We start from the raw sequence: 15,818 nt of genomic DNA on the forward strand, positions 1-15,818 counted from the left end.
GTTTTGAAACATAGAAAGAAATATAAATGAAATAAAGGCAATTCCTTAGGGAGTTGTCTTTTTTTTAGAAATAGGAGGAAGTAAGGGATGTTAGATAAATATTTAGAACTTGAAAAAAGAAGACTAGAAGAAAACTCACTACTTAATGAGGACTACACATTTTTATATGAGCAAGATTATAGCGATTCTGAAGATTTAATATTACTTTTAAGTTCCTATCATTCTTGGTTTAATGAAGAATTAAGAGATTTTAACAATGGAGTAAATTATGGGTATTATCATGCAGAGAGGTCAAGAAGAACTAGCGCTATGTTAAGGGAACTGCATAGATTCACTAACCAGCTAAGAACCGTAGTAAAGCTTTCTCCTAAGTATGCTTCCATAAAAAATCAATTAAATAGTTTATTAGGAAGATCGGGCACACATATTCCAGAGGGGTTTGAAAATATAGACATAGATGAAGTAGTTCCTATTTTTGAGTCAAAAGAAAATAAAGTGGTGGTACATAATAAGAAAATCGAGTTAGAATTTATTGATTCGGGGTCTTATGCAAAGGTATTTAAGTATTATGATGAGTACTATAATAAAGAATTTGTGGTTAAGAAAGCTAATGCTGATTTAACTTCAAAAGAGCTCGAAAGATTTAAAAGAGAGTTTGAGGTAATGAAAGAAATAAAATCTCCTTATGTTGTAGAAGTTTATAGCTATAATGATGAAGAAAAAAGTTATATAATGGAATTGATGGATATTCCCCTGTGGGATTACTTACAGGAAGCAGGAGATTCTCTACCTTTAAAAGATAGACTAAACTTAGTAGGACAAATATTAAGAGCTTTTCAACATTTAAGAGATAATGGGTATTTACACAGAGATATAAGTCCTAAAAATGTTTTATTAAGAGATTATAATGGTATGAAGGTAGTGAAAGTATCAGATTTTGGATTAGTGAAGCCTAAAGATAGTCAATTAACTTCTAAAGGTTCAAAGGTTAGAGGCTCTTTAAACGATCCAAAGCTAAATGTGACAGGCTTTCAAAACTATGATGAAAAACATGAAACATATGCATTAACTCAATTGATAGTGATAATACTTTCAGGAAAATATCCTTTTCATACCTTAGAAGAAGGACCATTGAAAGACTTCTTAATTAAAGGGGTAAGTGATTATGAAAAAAGATTTCAAAATTTAGAAGAATTAAAAGCTGAATATTTGAAAGTAAAAAAAGAATTATGCGTTTAAAACTAATCTTTATTTAACTTAATATAAAACTTTAAATAATAGTTAATATAATTTGAACATTTAAGTTTTATTCCTTGACATAAGATTAAAAAAAAAGTTAGAATGTCAGCGAATGAAGGGTAATAGCTTTGAAAAAAGAATGAATTTTATTACTTTCAATATAAAATATATTACTGCTAGAGCTGAAGTTGTAAGAAATAGATAATAAAAATTAAGAGGCTTGGCCTCTTATTTTTATATTTAAGCAAAGGAGGGGGTATGCTAGATTTAATTCAAAGTATCTTTGAAATTGAAGATTCTGAAAAAGGCGGCGACCATGCATTGAATGGTTTTGAATTTCAACAGTCTACAGCAATTTATCTAATGTTTAAAAAAATAGAATTAAATAAAAAAGCAGAGTTAATTTATGAAAAATTAGAAGATTTTATAATTGTTGATACTGATGAAGTTTCATTATATCAAGCTAAAAGTTTAAGTAAAAACTTAACCCCAGGATTTTTATTAACAAAGAAAAAAGATAAACCATCAATAATAGATAAAATGTATAATAACTATTTAAAAGTGAGAAAAAAGTTAGAGAAAGAAAAAATAACGACTACTTTAATCATTTGTAGTAATTGTCAATTTGGACCTAGCTTAAAATTAAAAAGTAAAGAATATGATGTTAAAAAAATAAATTTTGATGAATTTGATAACTCTGTAAAAGAGGGGATTTTAAAAAAATCTAATAATGATAGCTTTGAATGGGATAAGATGGAAGCTTTAAAGATAATTCCCAAACCACATCATGAAGAAGTTACAAGATCATCAATTGTAGATATAATTACTAAGCTAGAAGGTGAATGTAAAGTTAATTGTAAAGCATTATACGACACTTTATGTTCTGAGATAGTCAGGATTAGAAAATATAAAGAAACACTTTCTACAGAAAAAATAAAAAACAAGATAGTTAAATACTCTCATAAAGAAGATAACTTGGAGTATGAAAATGTTATTTTTTATTTGAATGATATGGATCAAAAAAATATATGGATAAAGAAGCACTTTAATATATTAAGAAATTTAGTGGAGATAAAAGGATCCGAGGAAAACGACCTATATTTAAAGCTAGTTAAATTTTTTAAAGGAAATAAGATTAAAACTTTAGATTGCTTTTTTGATCAAATAAGATACGAAGAAGAATTTGAAGATATGTTTTCATTAAAGGATGAAGATGAAATAAAAGCTTTATTATTAATTGTTATAGGAAAGGAGGCAATTTAATGGATTTTATTATAAATAAATTTGTGATACTTTCGCCTGAAGAAATGAAAGCATTAACCTGTGAGTTTAAAGAGAAAATAAACTTGATTGTTGGGAAAAAAGATACAGGAAAAACGACATTATCACGTTCAATAATGTATACTTTAGGATGTGATGTTAAGAATTTTGATTTTAAAAAAAAGTTATCTAATAATATTTATATTCTTGATTTTAAAATTGGTTCCGATAGTTTTATATTAATTAGAAAAAAATTGAAATCAGGAAAAGGTAAAAATTTCTTTAGGGTAATAAAAAACAAAAAAGAAGAGAATTATTTTTATGACACTAAGGATTTTAAAGAATATTTAAATGAAATTTTGAATATAAAATGCTTAGTTTTAGACAAGTATAAAAATATTACCAAACTTTACCCTAACCATATATTTTTACCATTTTATATAGATCAAGATAGCAGTTGGCAAGATTATTTAAAATCAACGTTTGAAGGTATCAACTTCATAGAAAAATATAAAAAAGTTATTTTAGAATATTTCACAGGGATACACTCAAATGAATTTTATGAGCTTGATGTAAAAAGAAAAAAATTAAAGAATGAGAGGTTACAATTAGAGGCTTTAATTACCAGTAAAGAAAAAATAAGAAGAAAGAATGAAGAAAAAGTAAAGATAATTGAAAGTATTGATTGGGAAGAATTTAAGGAACAATACTTGCATTATTTAGCACTACATCAAAGTATAATAGATGTAGAGCACGAACTAAAAAAAGAGCTGAATGAAAAAATATTTAAGAAGAATTCTTTACTAGGGATGAAGAAAAAAATAGAAAGTTCAATAGTTAATATTTTAGGTTCTAAACATAGTGAAGAGTGTCCTAACTGTAATCAGAAGATACATTTAGATATGGATGAAAATTATAAGTTATACTTAACAGAGCAAAATTTAATAAAAGAAAAAGAGGTAATAGCTTTAGAAATTAGAAAAGTTGAAGAAGAAATATCTAAAGAAATGGCTAAAATGAAGGAAATAAGATTTAAAGATGTTTCAATGAAGGAAAAGCTAAACTCTGATTCTCAAAAGATTCAACTTAAAGAAAGAGCAGAAAGTTTTGCCTTTACAAATATAAACTTAGAGCTATCTAATGAAATTTTAGAATTAGAAAAAGATTTAGAGAAAACCGAAGAAGAACTAGAAATAGTAATGGAAAACTTAAAAAAACTTGATAAAAATAATGTATCGGAAGAATATATCTCTTTAATGCAAAATTCTTTTGATAAATTAGGAATCATGTTTGAATTTAATACCAGGTATGATAGTAACTTAGAATCAGCAAAAATTTCATTATCAGGGACTTCTAAAGCTCAGGCATTTATAGCTCAATATTTAACAATTTATGAAATATTTGTTAAAAGAGCAAGTTCTGCTATTTTACCTATGTTTATTGATACTTATTTAAAAGAAGATTCTAATGAGAACGAAATAGAGAAAACATCTAAATTTATCTTTGATTCGTTAAAAGACAAGCATCAATCTTTTGTATATATATCTGATAATAGTCAAACTTTAGAGGCCATAAAAGATTTTAACTATAATCTAATTAATTTAGAAGAAGAAAGAGAACTTTTAAATGAGGATTATGATGAAGTATACAGTAAATACTCTCATATAATAAGATAGAAAAAGCACATAGGATTGATTTCCTATGTGCTTTTTCTATACTCTAATTTTTTCCAGTTAACTTTAGTTGAAACTTTATATTTTCTTCAATAACTGTTTAAGAATGACCAGTCTAGAGATGATGTTAATTAGGAGTTATTGACAAAAGTTACAAGAGAGAGTAATTAAATATTATGGTATACGTATGTTTACAAAAGAAAAAATAAGGGGGTGATAAAATGTCCGGAAAAATAAAGCATACTCCAACAAATGAAGTACATGTATTAAGAGCTGATGGTAAAACAGGATGTGGGTGTGATCCTAGAAAAAATTCATCTCATTGGATAAAAGTAGGATCTGGTTCAAAAGTTACTTGTGACAAGAATGGATGTAAGTAAAGAAGGAGGTTTTTATGGCTAAAAATGCACCTGTAGGAGATAATGCAAGGAAAGGAGCAGTAAAAAAAAGAAGCCAGGTATACAACCCTAAGACAGATAAGTGGATTAAAAGAGATAGTGAAACAGGTAAATTTATGGATAGTAAAAGTGATGGGACACCATTTAAAGGGGTTAGAAAAGAGAAATAGATTATAGGCATTTTACCTGATAAGGTGCATATAGGTTTTAAAGAAGTTGAAGCCGAAGTGCACTTAAACGTTAGAAATGCATAGTCTATAAATAATTAAAAAAAAGGGGGCAATTATGGGAAAACCAGATATTCCACAAATGAAAACCTGGCCTAGAAATCTAAGTACAGGTCCAGGAGGAGGAATGTCCACTGGCCCGAGAGGCGGGATGTCCACCGGTCCATATGGCGGGATGTCCACGGGGCCATATGGTGGATTATCCACCGGTCCGTATGGTGGGATGTCTACGGGACCATACGGCGGGCTATCTACTGGTCCGTATGGCGGATTGTCTACAGGACCATATGGCGGGTTATCCACTGGTCCGTATGGCGGATTATCTACGGGACCATATGGAGGATTATCTACCGGTCCGGGGGGAGGAATGTCGACTTCATCAGTAAATGCATATAAAAGTAATATTCCACCATGGCCTTACTTCTTAAGAGAGGTAGAGAAAAGAGGTTTTAGTAGAGAAGCAGCAATAATTAGAAAACATCTACCAGATCACCTTTGGCCTGAAAATTTTTTTTAATAGCAAGAATTAAGAAAAAAGTAAATGCATGAGTTTCTAGTAAAATATAAAAATAGAAAGCACATAGGAAATTACCCCTATGTGCTTTTTTCTATATCCCTAATATCATTTTCATCTTTGCAAGCAGCCAAACCTGACCTTTCCCAGTAATCTTAGTCTGATAGATAACCTTACCATTGATAACTTTAGTAATAACTACAAAATATCCCATATTGATGTAATACTGATAGGGCTTGTTTTGATGATTAAGAATTCCGTTAAACCTCATCTCTCTGAAGAGCTTCCTTTGACCTAATCCCAGGGTTCCATATGTAGCCTTTGCAAAGTCATTGATAGATACTAAACTGGCAGACTCACCTACACTCTCAGCAAATGCAATTTGATCCTTAGACTCTCTGACAGAGTTAATAGCTTTCATAAAGATAGCCGGTTTTGAATCATCTGGTAATTCATCCCATTTGATAAGCTGCTCAAAGATTGCAGTCATCTTATCTTCTTTTGTAGCATTACTCTCAACTTGAATAAGGTATTGAATAATGTTCTTAGCTACATAAGAAGATTGACCTAAGTGACAAGCAAATAACATGATATGCTTTCGATTGAATAGATTAATCTTACTAACCCTTTTCGGTAATAAGGTACCGACAGATTTGTCGGTGAGTTGTTTTTTGATATCCTTCCTATTTTTCTTGTAATCACCATACATGAGAAAATCACTTCTGCTTGACTCTAATACTCTCTCAATGGTTCTTTCGCTGACCTTAAAGAAATCAGCAACCATTTTCTTAGTAGCACCAATTTCACCTATCATAGCAAGAGAACCTACTCTAGAGATAATATCCATAGCTCTACTCTCAGTAACAGAATTCATACTATAAGTTTGTAATTCCATTGTTCTCACCATCCATCGTAGAAAGATTAGCTACGATAAGATTTTCCACTAAACACGACATAGTAATTCTATGATCCTTAGAGTAGTCTTTCAGTAACTTGTAAATTGAATCATTTAGCATAAGTGTTACTTTAGATAAGTTGCTTCCTCTCTTGAAACTAATTAAATTTGTATTCATATTGAATACCTCCTTTTCTAAACATTATTAATTTAATGTTTAGAGAGGAAGAGAAAACTCGAATGTATTAGGCTAAGAGAGTTACTACATACGGCAACGATATAATAAGAGTACAATGTGTTTGTTAATGTAATTTTATTCTTTTAAAATAAACAAAAGACTTGTTTTTGGGGCTTAATATAATGTATATTATTGTGTGGGAGAAAATAAAAAATTAGGGGGAGAGTTTTATGTTAATGTTTTTAATTATTTTTTTATGTTTGATTTTGTATCTATTATTTAAACACACATTTAAAACAATAGTGATACTATTGTTAGGGTTTATGGTTTTGTATGTTACTAATCCAAAAGAAGAAAGTTTTGAGGCGTATTATTCGAGACAAATTACAGAAGAAGAAATGGATAAAAATTGGTTAGAAAAAATGGCTTTAGAAGGGATTGAACTTCAGGGGAAAATGACTATAAAAAGAAAAGATATGAACATTTTTAGTATATATCAAATTGATAGGCTAGATAAGAAAGTAGGATATTTAGGAGTGCTTAATCTCTTTATTCCTATTTATGAAGAGGAAGAGTCAATTATATAATAATTCTTAAGAATATGAGAGGAATGGGGAGAACAATGAAAAAAATAATATTTATATTGTTAGTTCTAGTTAATATTAATGGGTATGCTTTTGAAGGAATAAATGATTTAAGTTTTAAGGAGGAGCCTTTTATTAATCCTAAAATTATAGAGGATATGAGCACTTGGATTTCGGATACAGGAGATCAGGTTGTAGCAATTAATTTAAGGGATTCACAAGATTCTAATAGGTATTATTGTGATTATAAAGTTCGTGAAAGCGAAGACGGATTTCCATATGTTGAATATAGGAGAGAAGAAGGTGAAGGTGGCTTTGGATATCAATATATTGGAGAATTAGAGCCTAATACCCATGTAGTAAAGGTATACAATAATGGAGGAGGTAGTTACACCTTTGTTGAGTTAATGTTTATAGAAATTTTAAAAAGTAATTCTATTACTTATGATATTGATGATCATAAAATTAAAAAAAATACTGAAAGAACATTGCTACATAAAATAGGATCAATGCCGGTAAAAGGTAGAGGATATACAAGTTTTTACGTAGAAGATGGACAGTTATATAAAGCTAAATATTAATAATAATAACTATATAAAAAGTTTAAGAAAAGTCTGAAAATAGGGAGTTAGTAAAAACCGTAAAAACTACCTACTTCAAACTTATATTATTACCTTGAGATAAAACCAACAATCAAGGAGGTAATAATGGTAGTAGAAAAAACAACACTAAAAACAGAGGCTATGTTTTCAGAAAATAAGAAACATAGGTACATTTTGCGTAAGGAGTGGGATAAAGCTAAAGATAGAGCTTGTGTACTAATGATTAATCCAAGCGATGCAGACGGTATAGTAGTAGATCTAACTACACAATTAGTAATTAATAATCTTTCTAAACTAGACTATGGATCAGTAGACATATTGAACCTGTATTCTATGATAGGTAGACTAGCTACAAGAGCTGAGACAGAAGAAGCTAAGACAGAAAACTTGAAAGCTATAATGCAATCATGTGATAAAGCTACAAAGATCATACTAGCTTATGGAGCAATTGGTAAGAGTAATAAGACTGTAAAGGAGAGGATAGATGAGCTTCTATCTAGCTTAGAAGCATACAAAGATAAAGTTTTCTATCTAACTGATAAAGGTGGAGAAACATTGTATCATCCACTTGTACCATCAGTAAGGCTGCAGTGGGAGCTAGTAACATATTTCAAATAGTAATAATAAGCGAAGGCAACCCATAGGGGTTGTCTTTTTCTATTTCAAGGGGGAAGCATGAATATAACAGAGTCTAAAGAACTAGCAGAGAAGCTGACAGGAAAAGAGGTAGAAGAAGAAGCCATAGAGGGGATCTATCTAGGAATTGAAGAACTACCAGAGAGAATATCTATGATCCTGGAAGGAAATGATGAAGATTTCATGGCTTATCTAAATCCTATTGATGAAGATAAGGTAGTAATCCATGTTCTTTCAGAGAGTGAAGAAGTACTAGTATCATACCTAGCTGATGAAGCAGGAAGTGTAGAGGAGGTCTATCATGGTACTAAAGGAATGGAACAAGGCTCTCATATGGGAAGCTAAAGTATTGATGGATAAGAAGTATTACTCCTATGACCAAGCAATGAATAGGTCTTGGGGTCTCAACTATAAATCTATAATGGCAGACGAAGATGTGGATGTATCAGAGCTAAGGGAACTCTATTGGAAAGATGGAGCAGCAGAGCTAGAAAGATACACAGAAGAGATAATAGGGAGGTATAGATAGGATGGTAGAGTTTGAGGAACTGGGATTGGAAGAAGGAATAGAATTTGAGGGTGTAACAACGATTGAAGAGATGAAGGAGAACCTAAAGAAGGGCTATGGGATTGTGATAAGTGGAGATAAGTGTAAAGGTATATACTATTCAGAAGATCATGCAAAGCTCTATCTTTTTGAGTGCCAGGATGAAGAGGAAGATCTGACAACAGTAGAAAACTATGAGTTGATGGGTATGGAAATAAGTATAGAGGAAGTAGACAAGCTGATAACAGAGTACTTGAATACTTTGAAAAAGGAAGAAGGCAGAAGGAAAAAATATGATGAATGGCTATCGGAATAATAAAAAATATAAAACAGATAGAGATAGAGAAGTAATTCAAAAAGTGGTTTAAAAATTCGATTGATCATTTAGTAGACTTAGCTAAATATCTATAGAATAAAAAGCTTTTAAAAATGAACGTTATTTTGAAAAAAGTTTTTTATATGGTATATAATTATCGAGTGATCTCCACTATTCTTTATAGAAAAATCTTATACAAAATAAAGTTCAAAGAACTAGAGAGCAACAAAAGGGAGAATGTCAGATCAAGGTGAAGATAGAAAATGAGATCAGGAAGACTCATAAAGGTTTCAGAAGATAAAGAAACTAAGTATTCTTAACCTAAAGTTACAAGGGAATAAAATTTATTTGACTAGATACTAAAAGATAAAGATACTAAAAATATAAATAGGGGGAGAGAGATGAGAGAGATAACAGTTAGAGAGGCGGTAAAAGAACTAGGTTTGGAAAAGGAGAGCTTTGAAAAGTATCATAAGATGTCATTTGGGATAGCTAGTATTTCAAAGTTTTATCCATTGAACAAGACATTGAAAGAACTCAATGAAGGGGAGTATATACTGCCAATTTTCGTAGTGATAGGACTAGCATTGGTAATATTTATGACTAGTGGTTTCGTAGCTCCATTTGTTCTTGTGGGGATGAACTATCTTGTAGGAAAAAAATTGGTAAACCTACTAAAACAATACTGTGAAAGAAATAATATTGAACTAGAGATAGATGATAATAAAAGAGATCTACTATATGTGAGAAATAAGATGTTGGATATAGCAAGGATAGAAGGAGGGGAAACTGTTGAAATGAGAGAAGAAGCAGTAAACCTTGATGGAAACCAAAGAAAGTTAGACAAGGGAAAGTTGAAATGGATAGTGATTGGGGTAGTTGTATTCATATCATTGCTAGGGCTAGGGTCTGATCCTGAAATAGCTAATACTAAAGATGCTCAAGTAGTTCCAGGGTATGATATGACTATTGAAGAATTTGTGGATGAAGTTGAAGAAGAAATTAGTTGGAGAACAGGAAAGAAAGCTGTGACAGAGTGGGAAGTTCTTGAAGATGATAAAGGTAAATCTGTAAAGATAGCACTTTATGATTCAAAAGCCAAAGAAATAATGGAAACAGCTATATTTATGGTAATGAGTGAAGAGGACGAAGTAGTATATTCAAGATCTGTTGGAATAATTAACGGTACTCCTTTTAGGTATGCTGACTATATTAACTATTTGGCAGTTAATATACTAGGGGATAAAAATCTTGAAGACGCATCTTTTAGCTTGTACTAAAATAAAGAAACTTGAATATGATTAAGTTGCAAAGTAAAGATGAAAGGCAGATAGGATATATCCTACCTGCCTTTTTTGATGTGAAATATGAGGAGGTGAAAGTATGATAAGGATAAATCCAAGACCAAGAACACCATTATCAATTTGGTGGGAAATACTGAATAGTTAAAATAAAAATCAAGAAAGGAGGTCTGAGGTATGCTTGGAACCATACTAATAGCAGTTGGAACAGGATTAACTATCATAGGAAATAATATTGATAAGTAAGAGAGATAGCCTAAAGGCTATCTCTTTTCTTTTTTCTATCGTAAGGGTGTTGAGGTTGGGAGTGAGGATGTTTGTAGAGAGAATGAAAGAAATACTCAGTCAAATAGGAGATCAAGATCTAACAGCAAGGATACTAATGAGTGAAAATCATGAAAAGGAAAATGTAATGTAGCAACTCACGGAGTCAATGTGATTTATATATAAAATACTTTTCAAAACACAATATGTATATCATCACTGACAAAATATAACAAGATGTTGTAGTAGAAACAGAACACGAAAGTTAGGAGAGTAAATCTTAAAATAAAAGGATCTAACTTTTGGGAAAAGATGGAGGAAAAGAAAATGTTTGAGAACAAGAGATACATGACACGAGGATTTCAGCAAGAGATCTCCCTGGAATTACAACTAACAATATTCCAATTGATAGATGAATTGAAGATAAAATCTAAGATGGACTACTTGCAGGTATTTGAGCTAAGCAAGGAAGGGTACATTCAAGTATTGGAGCATAGAATGGAAGAGCCTGAATATAAGAAAATATATAGGTTTGCATTCACTAGACCTGTAACAGCCAAAGTGTTTGTGATTGATGATGGAGATCATACTACTGTTATGTTGGCAGAGGAATATTGAATCTAAAAAGGAGAGGGAGAATGAATATTTTTGTATCGCTAGATCCAATAGAAATACTAGAAAGAATAGGAAAAGAAGAAATAGAAAAGTATATCTCTATGAATTGGGAAATTGAAGATATAGAAAAGATAATTGGAGAAAATCATAATGTAGACAATCTTTGGAATTCTATAGAGGATAGAGTAGATTCAATGGAGAAATTTGTAGTAGAAAAGCTGTCTGTTACTAATCTACTAAAGGAGATTGAAGATGGTGATATAGTGGACTATCTGAAAAATGATTCAGAATACTTCATTTCAGATGATATAGATGAGTTGATGGAGCAGATCAATGCTTCAGGTTGTATAGATGATGTGATAGATCAATTTTCATTGAAATATAATAGGTAAAACCCGAAAGTAAGGAGAGATAATTTTAAAAATAGACTATCCTAAGTTTTGAGGAAGCGGAAAACGGAGAGAGGGGCTAAGAGTTTCTCTTTTTTTGATGTAGGAGGAATAGATGGAGAAAATAAAAATTGGAGAGATAATAGTAAAGGATGATGCTATAAATTCTAAATCAAGAGATAGAATGGTCGATGAAATTGAAAAGTATATAAAGGGAATTCCAGTAGTGCATGATGGGATATGTCATTTGTACGGATATTTTTTGAAGGAATATCTAAAATGTAAGTATCTGAGCCATGTCTATCAATTTTCTTTAAACGTACAAAATTTTGAGCTAGAGATTTTATACATTTTGAAGATTAATAACCTTGATGTTGAGGAAGTACAGGAGGCAATAGAAGAACTACTGGAAAAGTATAATAGCTCCGATGATACTTTGGATCGACTGCTAGAGGAAATAGTAGAAAGGTTCAATAGAGTAGAGGGATATGAAATATTTGAACATTGGGAAAGATAGACCCGAAAGTAAGAAATATAGATTCTAAAGAAAAAGTATCCTAAGTTTTGGGTATGATGTTTTCTATCTAGTTTTGAAAAGGGTAATAATATATACCTAAAGGTATAAACCCTTTTCAAAACTACCTATAAAAATCATAGAAATAACAGTATAAGATAAAACCCGAAAGTAAGGAATAAAATTCTAAAGAAAATAAGTTGTAAGTTTTGGGTATAAAATCTTGAAGATAAGCATTTTATAGATACAATAGTTCAAGTGAAGGTTTCAGAAGTACTAGAAAAGTACTATAATAAGATGTATTTTTTCAAAAATATTATTGTTTTATATAGAGGGGGATAAATGAAGTTTAAAGATTTTTTACGTATATGTAATACAATACATGAAAGAAAAATAGTTAAAGATGAAATTTTCTATGGGTTAATAGGTAAAAAAGCAGTAGAAAAGAAGAAATTTTATTATGAGGGGCTAAAGAAAGAAGAGGCACTAGATAAAATCATAGATTTTGAACTTAGGGAAAAAGATGAAGAGTTTTTGAGTTTGAAAGCCATCATAAAAATTATTAAAAAGATAGATTATGATGATCTAGTGAGCGAAACAACTATGAATGATAGATTTTTAATTTTCATAGAGAAAATAGGTTCTAAAGAGGACTATACTTTATCAAGTGAGAAGCATTTTAAATTCGTTAAGGCTCAAATTCTAATAGTAATATTTATTTTGATAGAGCTAGGGACAAGCCAGGCATTATTGAATATGTATACAACTCAAGCTAAGGATAGAATTACATATATAGATTTAGAAATGTTTTTTCATCAATTATATAATTTTTTAGAAATATACATAGAAGATCCAGAAATGAGAGATCAAGTTTTTAATTCTTTCTCATCTCATTTTAAGTTTGATATGTTGATGTCCTATAAAAATAACTTAGGAAGATTTAGTGAGATTTACGAATTGATAGATGGATATGAAAAGTTAGAAACAGCAGAGTTAAACGTAAGAATAGCATTGGTTGATCAATTTGATAAGACTTTAAATAAAGTGTTTTATAATATTGAAAATGCTTTTAAGGAAGGTCTTAATAATAATATTGAAGAAACAAATAAAAATTCAAAGAATATTAAGTTTAAATTTTTAGAATCGATAGGATACTAAAGGGGTGAAAACCTCTTTTTTTATTGGGAAAGTTATTATATACAAAAAGTTCGAAATTAATTTTTTTGATATTTCGACCCCTTAAGAAAATATCTGTATACTACAGGAGTCGACAGAAAGTGGTACCACAAAATAACAGCAAAGAGATCGGATAACGGTTTCTTAGCACATCGAGAACTAAATATAAATTTTGTGGAGGTATTACTATGCAGCAAAGTAATGTAACAAAGTACTCAAAGTTTCTTTCGGAGGAGGTTGCTCTATCAGTCATCAAAGAAAAGCTGGTAGAGCACAAGAGACTACTGATCAAAGCCCCTACAGGTTGTGGAAAAACCTATACCTTTATCCAACTTGCAAAAGATAGGGAGGGGAAAACTATATTCTTGGTTCCTAATGTGTCTAATGTGACTCAGATAGCTGATGAATATGGTATTCCAGGGGTGCATGGTGATGAAGTGAAAGAAGGACTTTGGAGTGAAAGTAACGTTGTAGTAGCTACCTATGACAAGGCAGGATTTTTTCTGAAATCTAATTTGGAAAATCTTCTGATAGTTTTAGATGAAGCACACAACCTACAATCGCAGGCTAACTTCAGAAGTGACGCTATCTTAAGAGTTAAGAAGTTAGTTGAGAAGTCCAAGGAGGCGGTTTTTTTATCGGCAACTATAAACCATTTAAAGCACGATTTATATGGTGAGGTCCTGAGGTTTGAACCAGAGGAACCTAAAAGCATCATAGGGAGATCTAAAATACTGACTTCTGGAAAAAGTTCAAATAAGGCTGTAGCCCTTGATCTTATAAGGAAGAAGGTAGCAGAAGGAAAGAGGTGTCTTGTAAAGATGAACCATAAAAACACACTGACCCAGTTCAAGAAGAGCTTAGAGAAATCCAAAATTTCCTCAGAGGTTCTTACTTCTGAAAATAAAAATAAAACAGGAGTGATGGAGAAGCTCCTAAGAGAAAAGACCATACCTAGTGAATATCAAGTGATATTCTGTACCTCACTTCTGGATGCAGGTGTGAACCTAAAAGAAGTGGAGGTGGTAATTGATATTGAGAATGGTGACCCTAATGCGATAAGGCAATTTTCAGCTAGACCCCGAGTGAGCCTAGGGGAGCACTATGTAATCATCAAAGGAGATACTAAGGATAGAAAGCCTGAAGATAGATATACACGAGAAAAGGTGGAGGGAGTGATAGCAAATAGGCTAAGAATAGCAGCTTCTATCAAAGGGGATATTGAAAAGTGTTTTACCGATATGAAGGATGAAACACAGAAATATCTTCGATTTAAATTCAGCTTAGTTGAAGATACCCTCGATGAAGAGTTCTATATAAAGGAGGAGAGTGAAGGGAAGTTTTATGTGGATGTGGAAGCATTAAGGAATGCTGAGTATGAAAACTACTACAGGAGTCTTCAAACTAACCCTGAGCTTCTACAAAAGGAACTTTCTAAATATGGACTTGCCACAGTGATAGAAGGGTATGACCTGAAATCAAGTGGTGGAACAAATGCGGATTCGGTTTTAGAGGGAACAGAAGAGGAGAACGCTAAAGAGCTATCTCAGCAACTAAAAACTCTTCAAGCTCTAGACACTCAAAAGTTTGCTTTAGAGTGTTATCGAAGTGAAAAACCTAAAGATTATTTTTCTTCTAATAAATGGAGCAAAAAGGTAACGGTGCCCTCCGTTCTCTTTGAGACATTTGGGATGTATATGGCGTTGGGATTTCAATATCGACTTGCCTATGAGCTGATGATGAAATCATATGGTCCTAATCAGAAGAAGAATAAGATTAGAAGCTATATTCAATCCTATGTTTATTCAAGATTAAAAGATGATCCTGAGGTTGTAAGAGACATTGGATATAAAAGCTTTGAAATAGTTTATAACCTTTATGAAAAAGGTGCAACTGTGGAAGAAGAGAAAAAAACACTTGTACAGCATCAGAACCTTCTAGGAAAGGATTATACCCGAAATAAACTCACAACACGAGGGAATGAGCTATTTATCCTAGAACAGAAATCTACTACAAAAGATGGTAAAAAGGTTCATTATAAAGAATCCAAAGGCTTACATACAGCAAAAAGTATTCTTGAAAACTTTAATATAACGGATCAAAAGTACATAGATGAGTTCCAAGAATTACTAGATGAAAAGATAAAAACTAAGCTGGTAGATCTTTATGTAGACAAGGTCGTCGCACCAAACGCACCAGAGCTGAATGTAGATGATCCTATCGAAGGTAAAAGTAATGTATATTTTAGCCTGGACTTTAAGCACTGGATGGAGAAGTGTGAGGGTGAGATGGATAAACCTATACCATCTCCTTATTTTCCAGAAGATGTCACAACTAAGGAAAACTCCGGTGACTCTAACGATAATGTAAGTGAAGAAGAAGTAAAAGCTTCTAAAGTTGAAGGCTTAGAAGCAGCATAGAAATAAAAGAGTAGAAGTTAAGTGGGAAGAGGTCTTCTCTTCTCACAATACAATAATTGGAGGAGATCAA

19 protein-coding genes are annotated in these 15,818 nt (G+C 31.4%); 18 read left to right on the forward strand and 1 reads right to left on the reverse strand.

What is annotated here, in order from left to right; genetic code table 11:
• The first annotated feature begins 87 nt into the window (after window positions 1-87).
• The 6 genes from QMG11_RS09625 (at window position 88) to QMG11_RS09650 (ending at window position 5,314) form a co-directional block, all read left to right on the forward strand.
• Window positions 88-1,239 (forward strand): protein kinase family protein, encoded by a 1,152-nt coding sequence (locus QMG11_RS09625; RefSeq protein WP_281835546.1) that lies wholly within the window; start codon window positions 88-90, stop codon window positions 1,237-1,239.
• Between the two features lie 258 nt (window positions 1,240-1,497).
• Complete coding sequence (locus tag QMG11_RS09630) at window positions 1,498-2,502, forward strand: dsDNA nuclease domain-containing protein (protein WP_281835548.1); 1,005 nt, start codon at window positions 1,498-1,500, stop codon at window positions 2,500-2,502.
• Window positions 2,502-4,175, forward strand: a complete 1,674-nt coding sequence (locus tag QMG11_RS09635) for a hypothetical protein (RefSeq protein ID WP_281835550.1) — start codon at window positions 2,502-2,504, stop codon at window positions 4,173-4,175. The genes QMG11_RS09630 and QMG11_RS09635 overlap by 1 nt, the downstream gene beginning before the upstream one ends.
• Before the next feature lie 218 nt (window positions 4,176-4,393).
• On the forward strand, window positions 4,394-4,552 hold the full coding sequence (locus QMG11_RS09640) for a hypothetical protein (protein WP_281835551.1): 159 nt from the start codon (window positions 4,394-4,396) through the stop codon (window positions 4,550-4,552).
• A gap of 14 nt (window positions 4,553-4,566) precedes the next feature.
• On the forward strand, window positions 4,567-4,740 hold the full coding sequence (locus tag QMG11_RS09645; protein WP_281835553.1) for a hypothetical protein: 174 nt from the start codon (window positions 4,567-4,569) through the stop codon (window positions 4,738-4,740).
• Between the two features lie 184 nt (window positions 4,741-4,924).
• Window positions 4,925-5,314 (forward strand): hypothetical protein, encoded by a 390-nt coding sequence (locus QMG11_RS09650; protein WP_281835555.1) that lies wholly within the window; start codon window positions 4,925-4,927, stop codon window positions 5,312-5,314.
• A 91-nt stretch (window positions 5,315-5,405) separates the two neighbouring features.
• Here QMG11_RS09650 and QMG11_RS09655 read toward each other — a convergent pair whose 3' ends face one another.
• A complete protein-coding gene (locus tag QMG11_RS09655; protein WP_281835557.1) occupies window positions 5,406-6,206 on the reverse strand; it encodes a phage antirepressor KilAC domain-containing protein in 801 nt (266 codons plus the stop codon).
• Window positions 6,207-6,614: 408 nt separating this feature from the next.
• Between QMG11_RS09655 and QMG11_RS09660 the strand changes: the two genes are divergently transcribed.
• From QMG11_RS09660 to QMG11_RS09715, 12 genes are all read left to right on the forward strand, one after another.
• Window positions 6,615-6,971: a hypothetical protein gene (locus tag QMG11_RS09660; protein ID WP_281835559.1), complete on the forward strand. Its 357-nt coding sequence runs from the start codon at window positions 6,615-6,617 to the stop codon at window positions 6,969-6,971.
• A 35-nt stretch (window positions 6,972-7,006) separates the two neighbouring features.
• Complete coding sequence (locus QMG11_RS09665) at window positions 7,007-7,549, forward strand: hypothetical protein (protein WP_281835561.1); 543 nt, start codon at window positions 7,007-7,009, stop codon at window positions 7,547-7,549.
• Window positions 7,550-7,675: 126 nt separating this feature from the next.
• Window positions 7,676-8,188 (forward strand): DUF1643 domain-containing protein, encoded by a 513-nt coding sequence (locus QMG11_RS09670; protein WP_281835563.1) that lies wholly within the window; start codon window positions 7,676-7,678, stop codon window positions 8,186-8,188.
• 57 nt (window positions 8,189-8,245) lie between these two features.
• On the forward strand, window positions 8,246-8,551 hold the full coding sequence (locus tag QMG11_RS09675; protein ID WP_281835565.1) for a hypothetical protein: 306 nt from the start codon (window positions 8,246-8,248) through the stop codon (window positions 8,549-8,551).
• Entirely contained in the window at window positions 8,508-8,735 is a 228-nt protein-coding gene (locus QMG11_RS09680; RefSeq protein ID WP_281835566.1) for a hypothetical protein, read from the forward strand. The genes QMG11_RS09675 and QMG11_RS09680 overlap by 44 nt, the downstream gene beginning before the upstream one ends.
• Window position 8,736: 1 nt before the next feature.
• A complete protein-coding gene (locus tag QMG11_RS09685; RefSeq protein ID WP_281835568.1) occupies window positions 8,737-9,069 on the forward strand; it encodes a hypothetical protein in 333 nt (110 codons plus the stop codon).
• 401 nt (window positions 9,070-9,470) lie between these two features.
• A complete protein-coding gene (locus QMG11_RS09690) occupies window positions 9,471-10,349 on the forward strand; it encodes a hypothetical protein (protein WP_281835569.1) in 879 nt (292 codons plus the stop codon).
• A gap of 612 nt (window positions 10,350-10,961) precedes the next feature.
• Entirely contained in the window at window positions 10,962-11,252 is a 291-nt protein-coding gene (locus QMG11_RS09695; RefSeq protein WP_281835570.1) for a DUF960 domain-containing protein, read from the forward strand.
• A 20-nt stretch (window positions 11,253-11,272) separates the two neighbouring features.
• Complete coding sequence (locus QMG11_RS09700) at window positions 11,273-11,641, forward strand: hypothetical protein (protein ID WP_281835571.1); 369 nt, start codon at window positions 11,273-11,275, stop codon at window positions 11,639-11,641.
• A 112-nt stretch (window positions 11,642-11,753) separates the two neighbouring features.
• Entirely contained in the window at window positions 11,754-12,155 is a 402-nt protein-coding gene (locus QMG11_RS09705) for a hypothetical protein (protein ID WP_281835573.1), read from the forward strand.
• 339 nt (window positions 12,156-12,494) lie between these two features.
• Window positions 12,495-13,310: a hypothetical protein gene (locus tag QMG11_RS09710; RefSeq protein ID WP_281835575.1), complete on the forward strand. Its 816-nt coding sequence runs from the start codon at window positions 12,495-12,497 to the stop codon at window positions 13,308-13,310.
• 206 nt (window positions 13,311-13,516) lie between these two features.
• Window positions 13,517-15,748: a DEAD/DEAH box helicase gene (locus QMG11_RS09715; protein WP_281835577.1), complete on the forward strand. Its 2,232-nt coding sequence runs from the start codon at window positions 13,517-13,519 to the stop codon at window positions 15,746-15,748.
• Window positions 15,749-15,818: the final 70 nt, after the last annotated feature.

This window comes from Propionigenium maris DSM 9537 (genome assembly GCF_027925155.1).
GTDB lineage: Bacteria > Fusobacteriota > Fusobacteriia > Fusobacteriales > Fusobacteriaceae > Propionigenium > Propionigenium maris.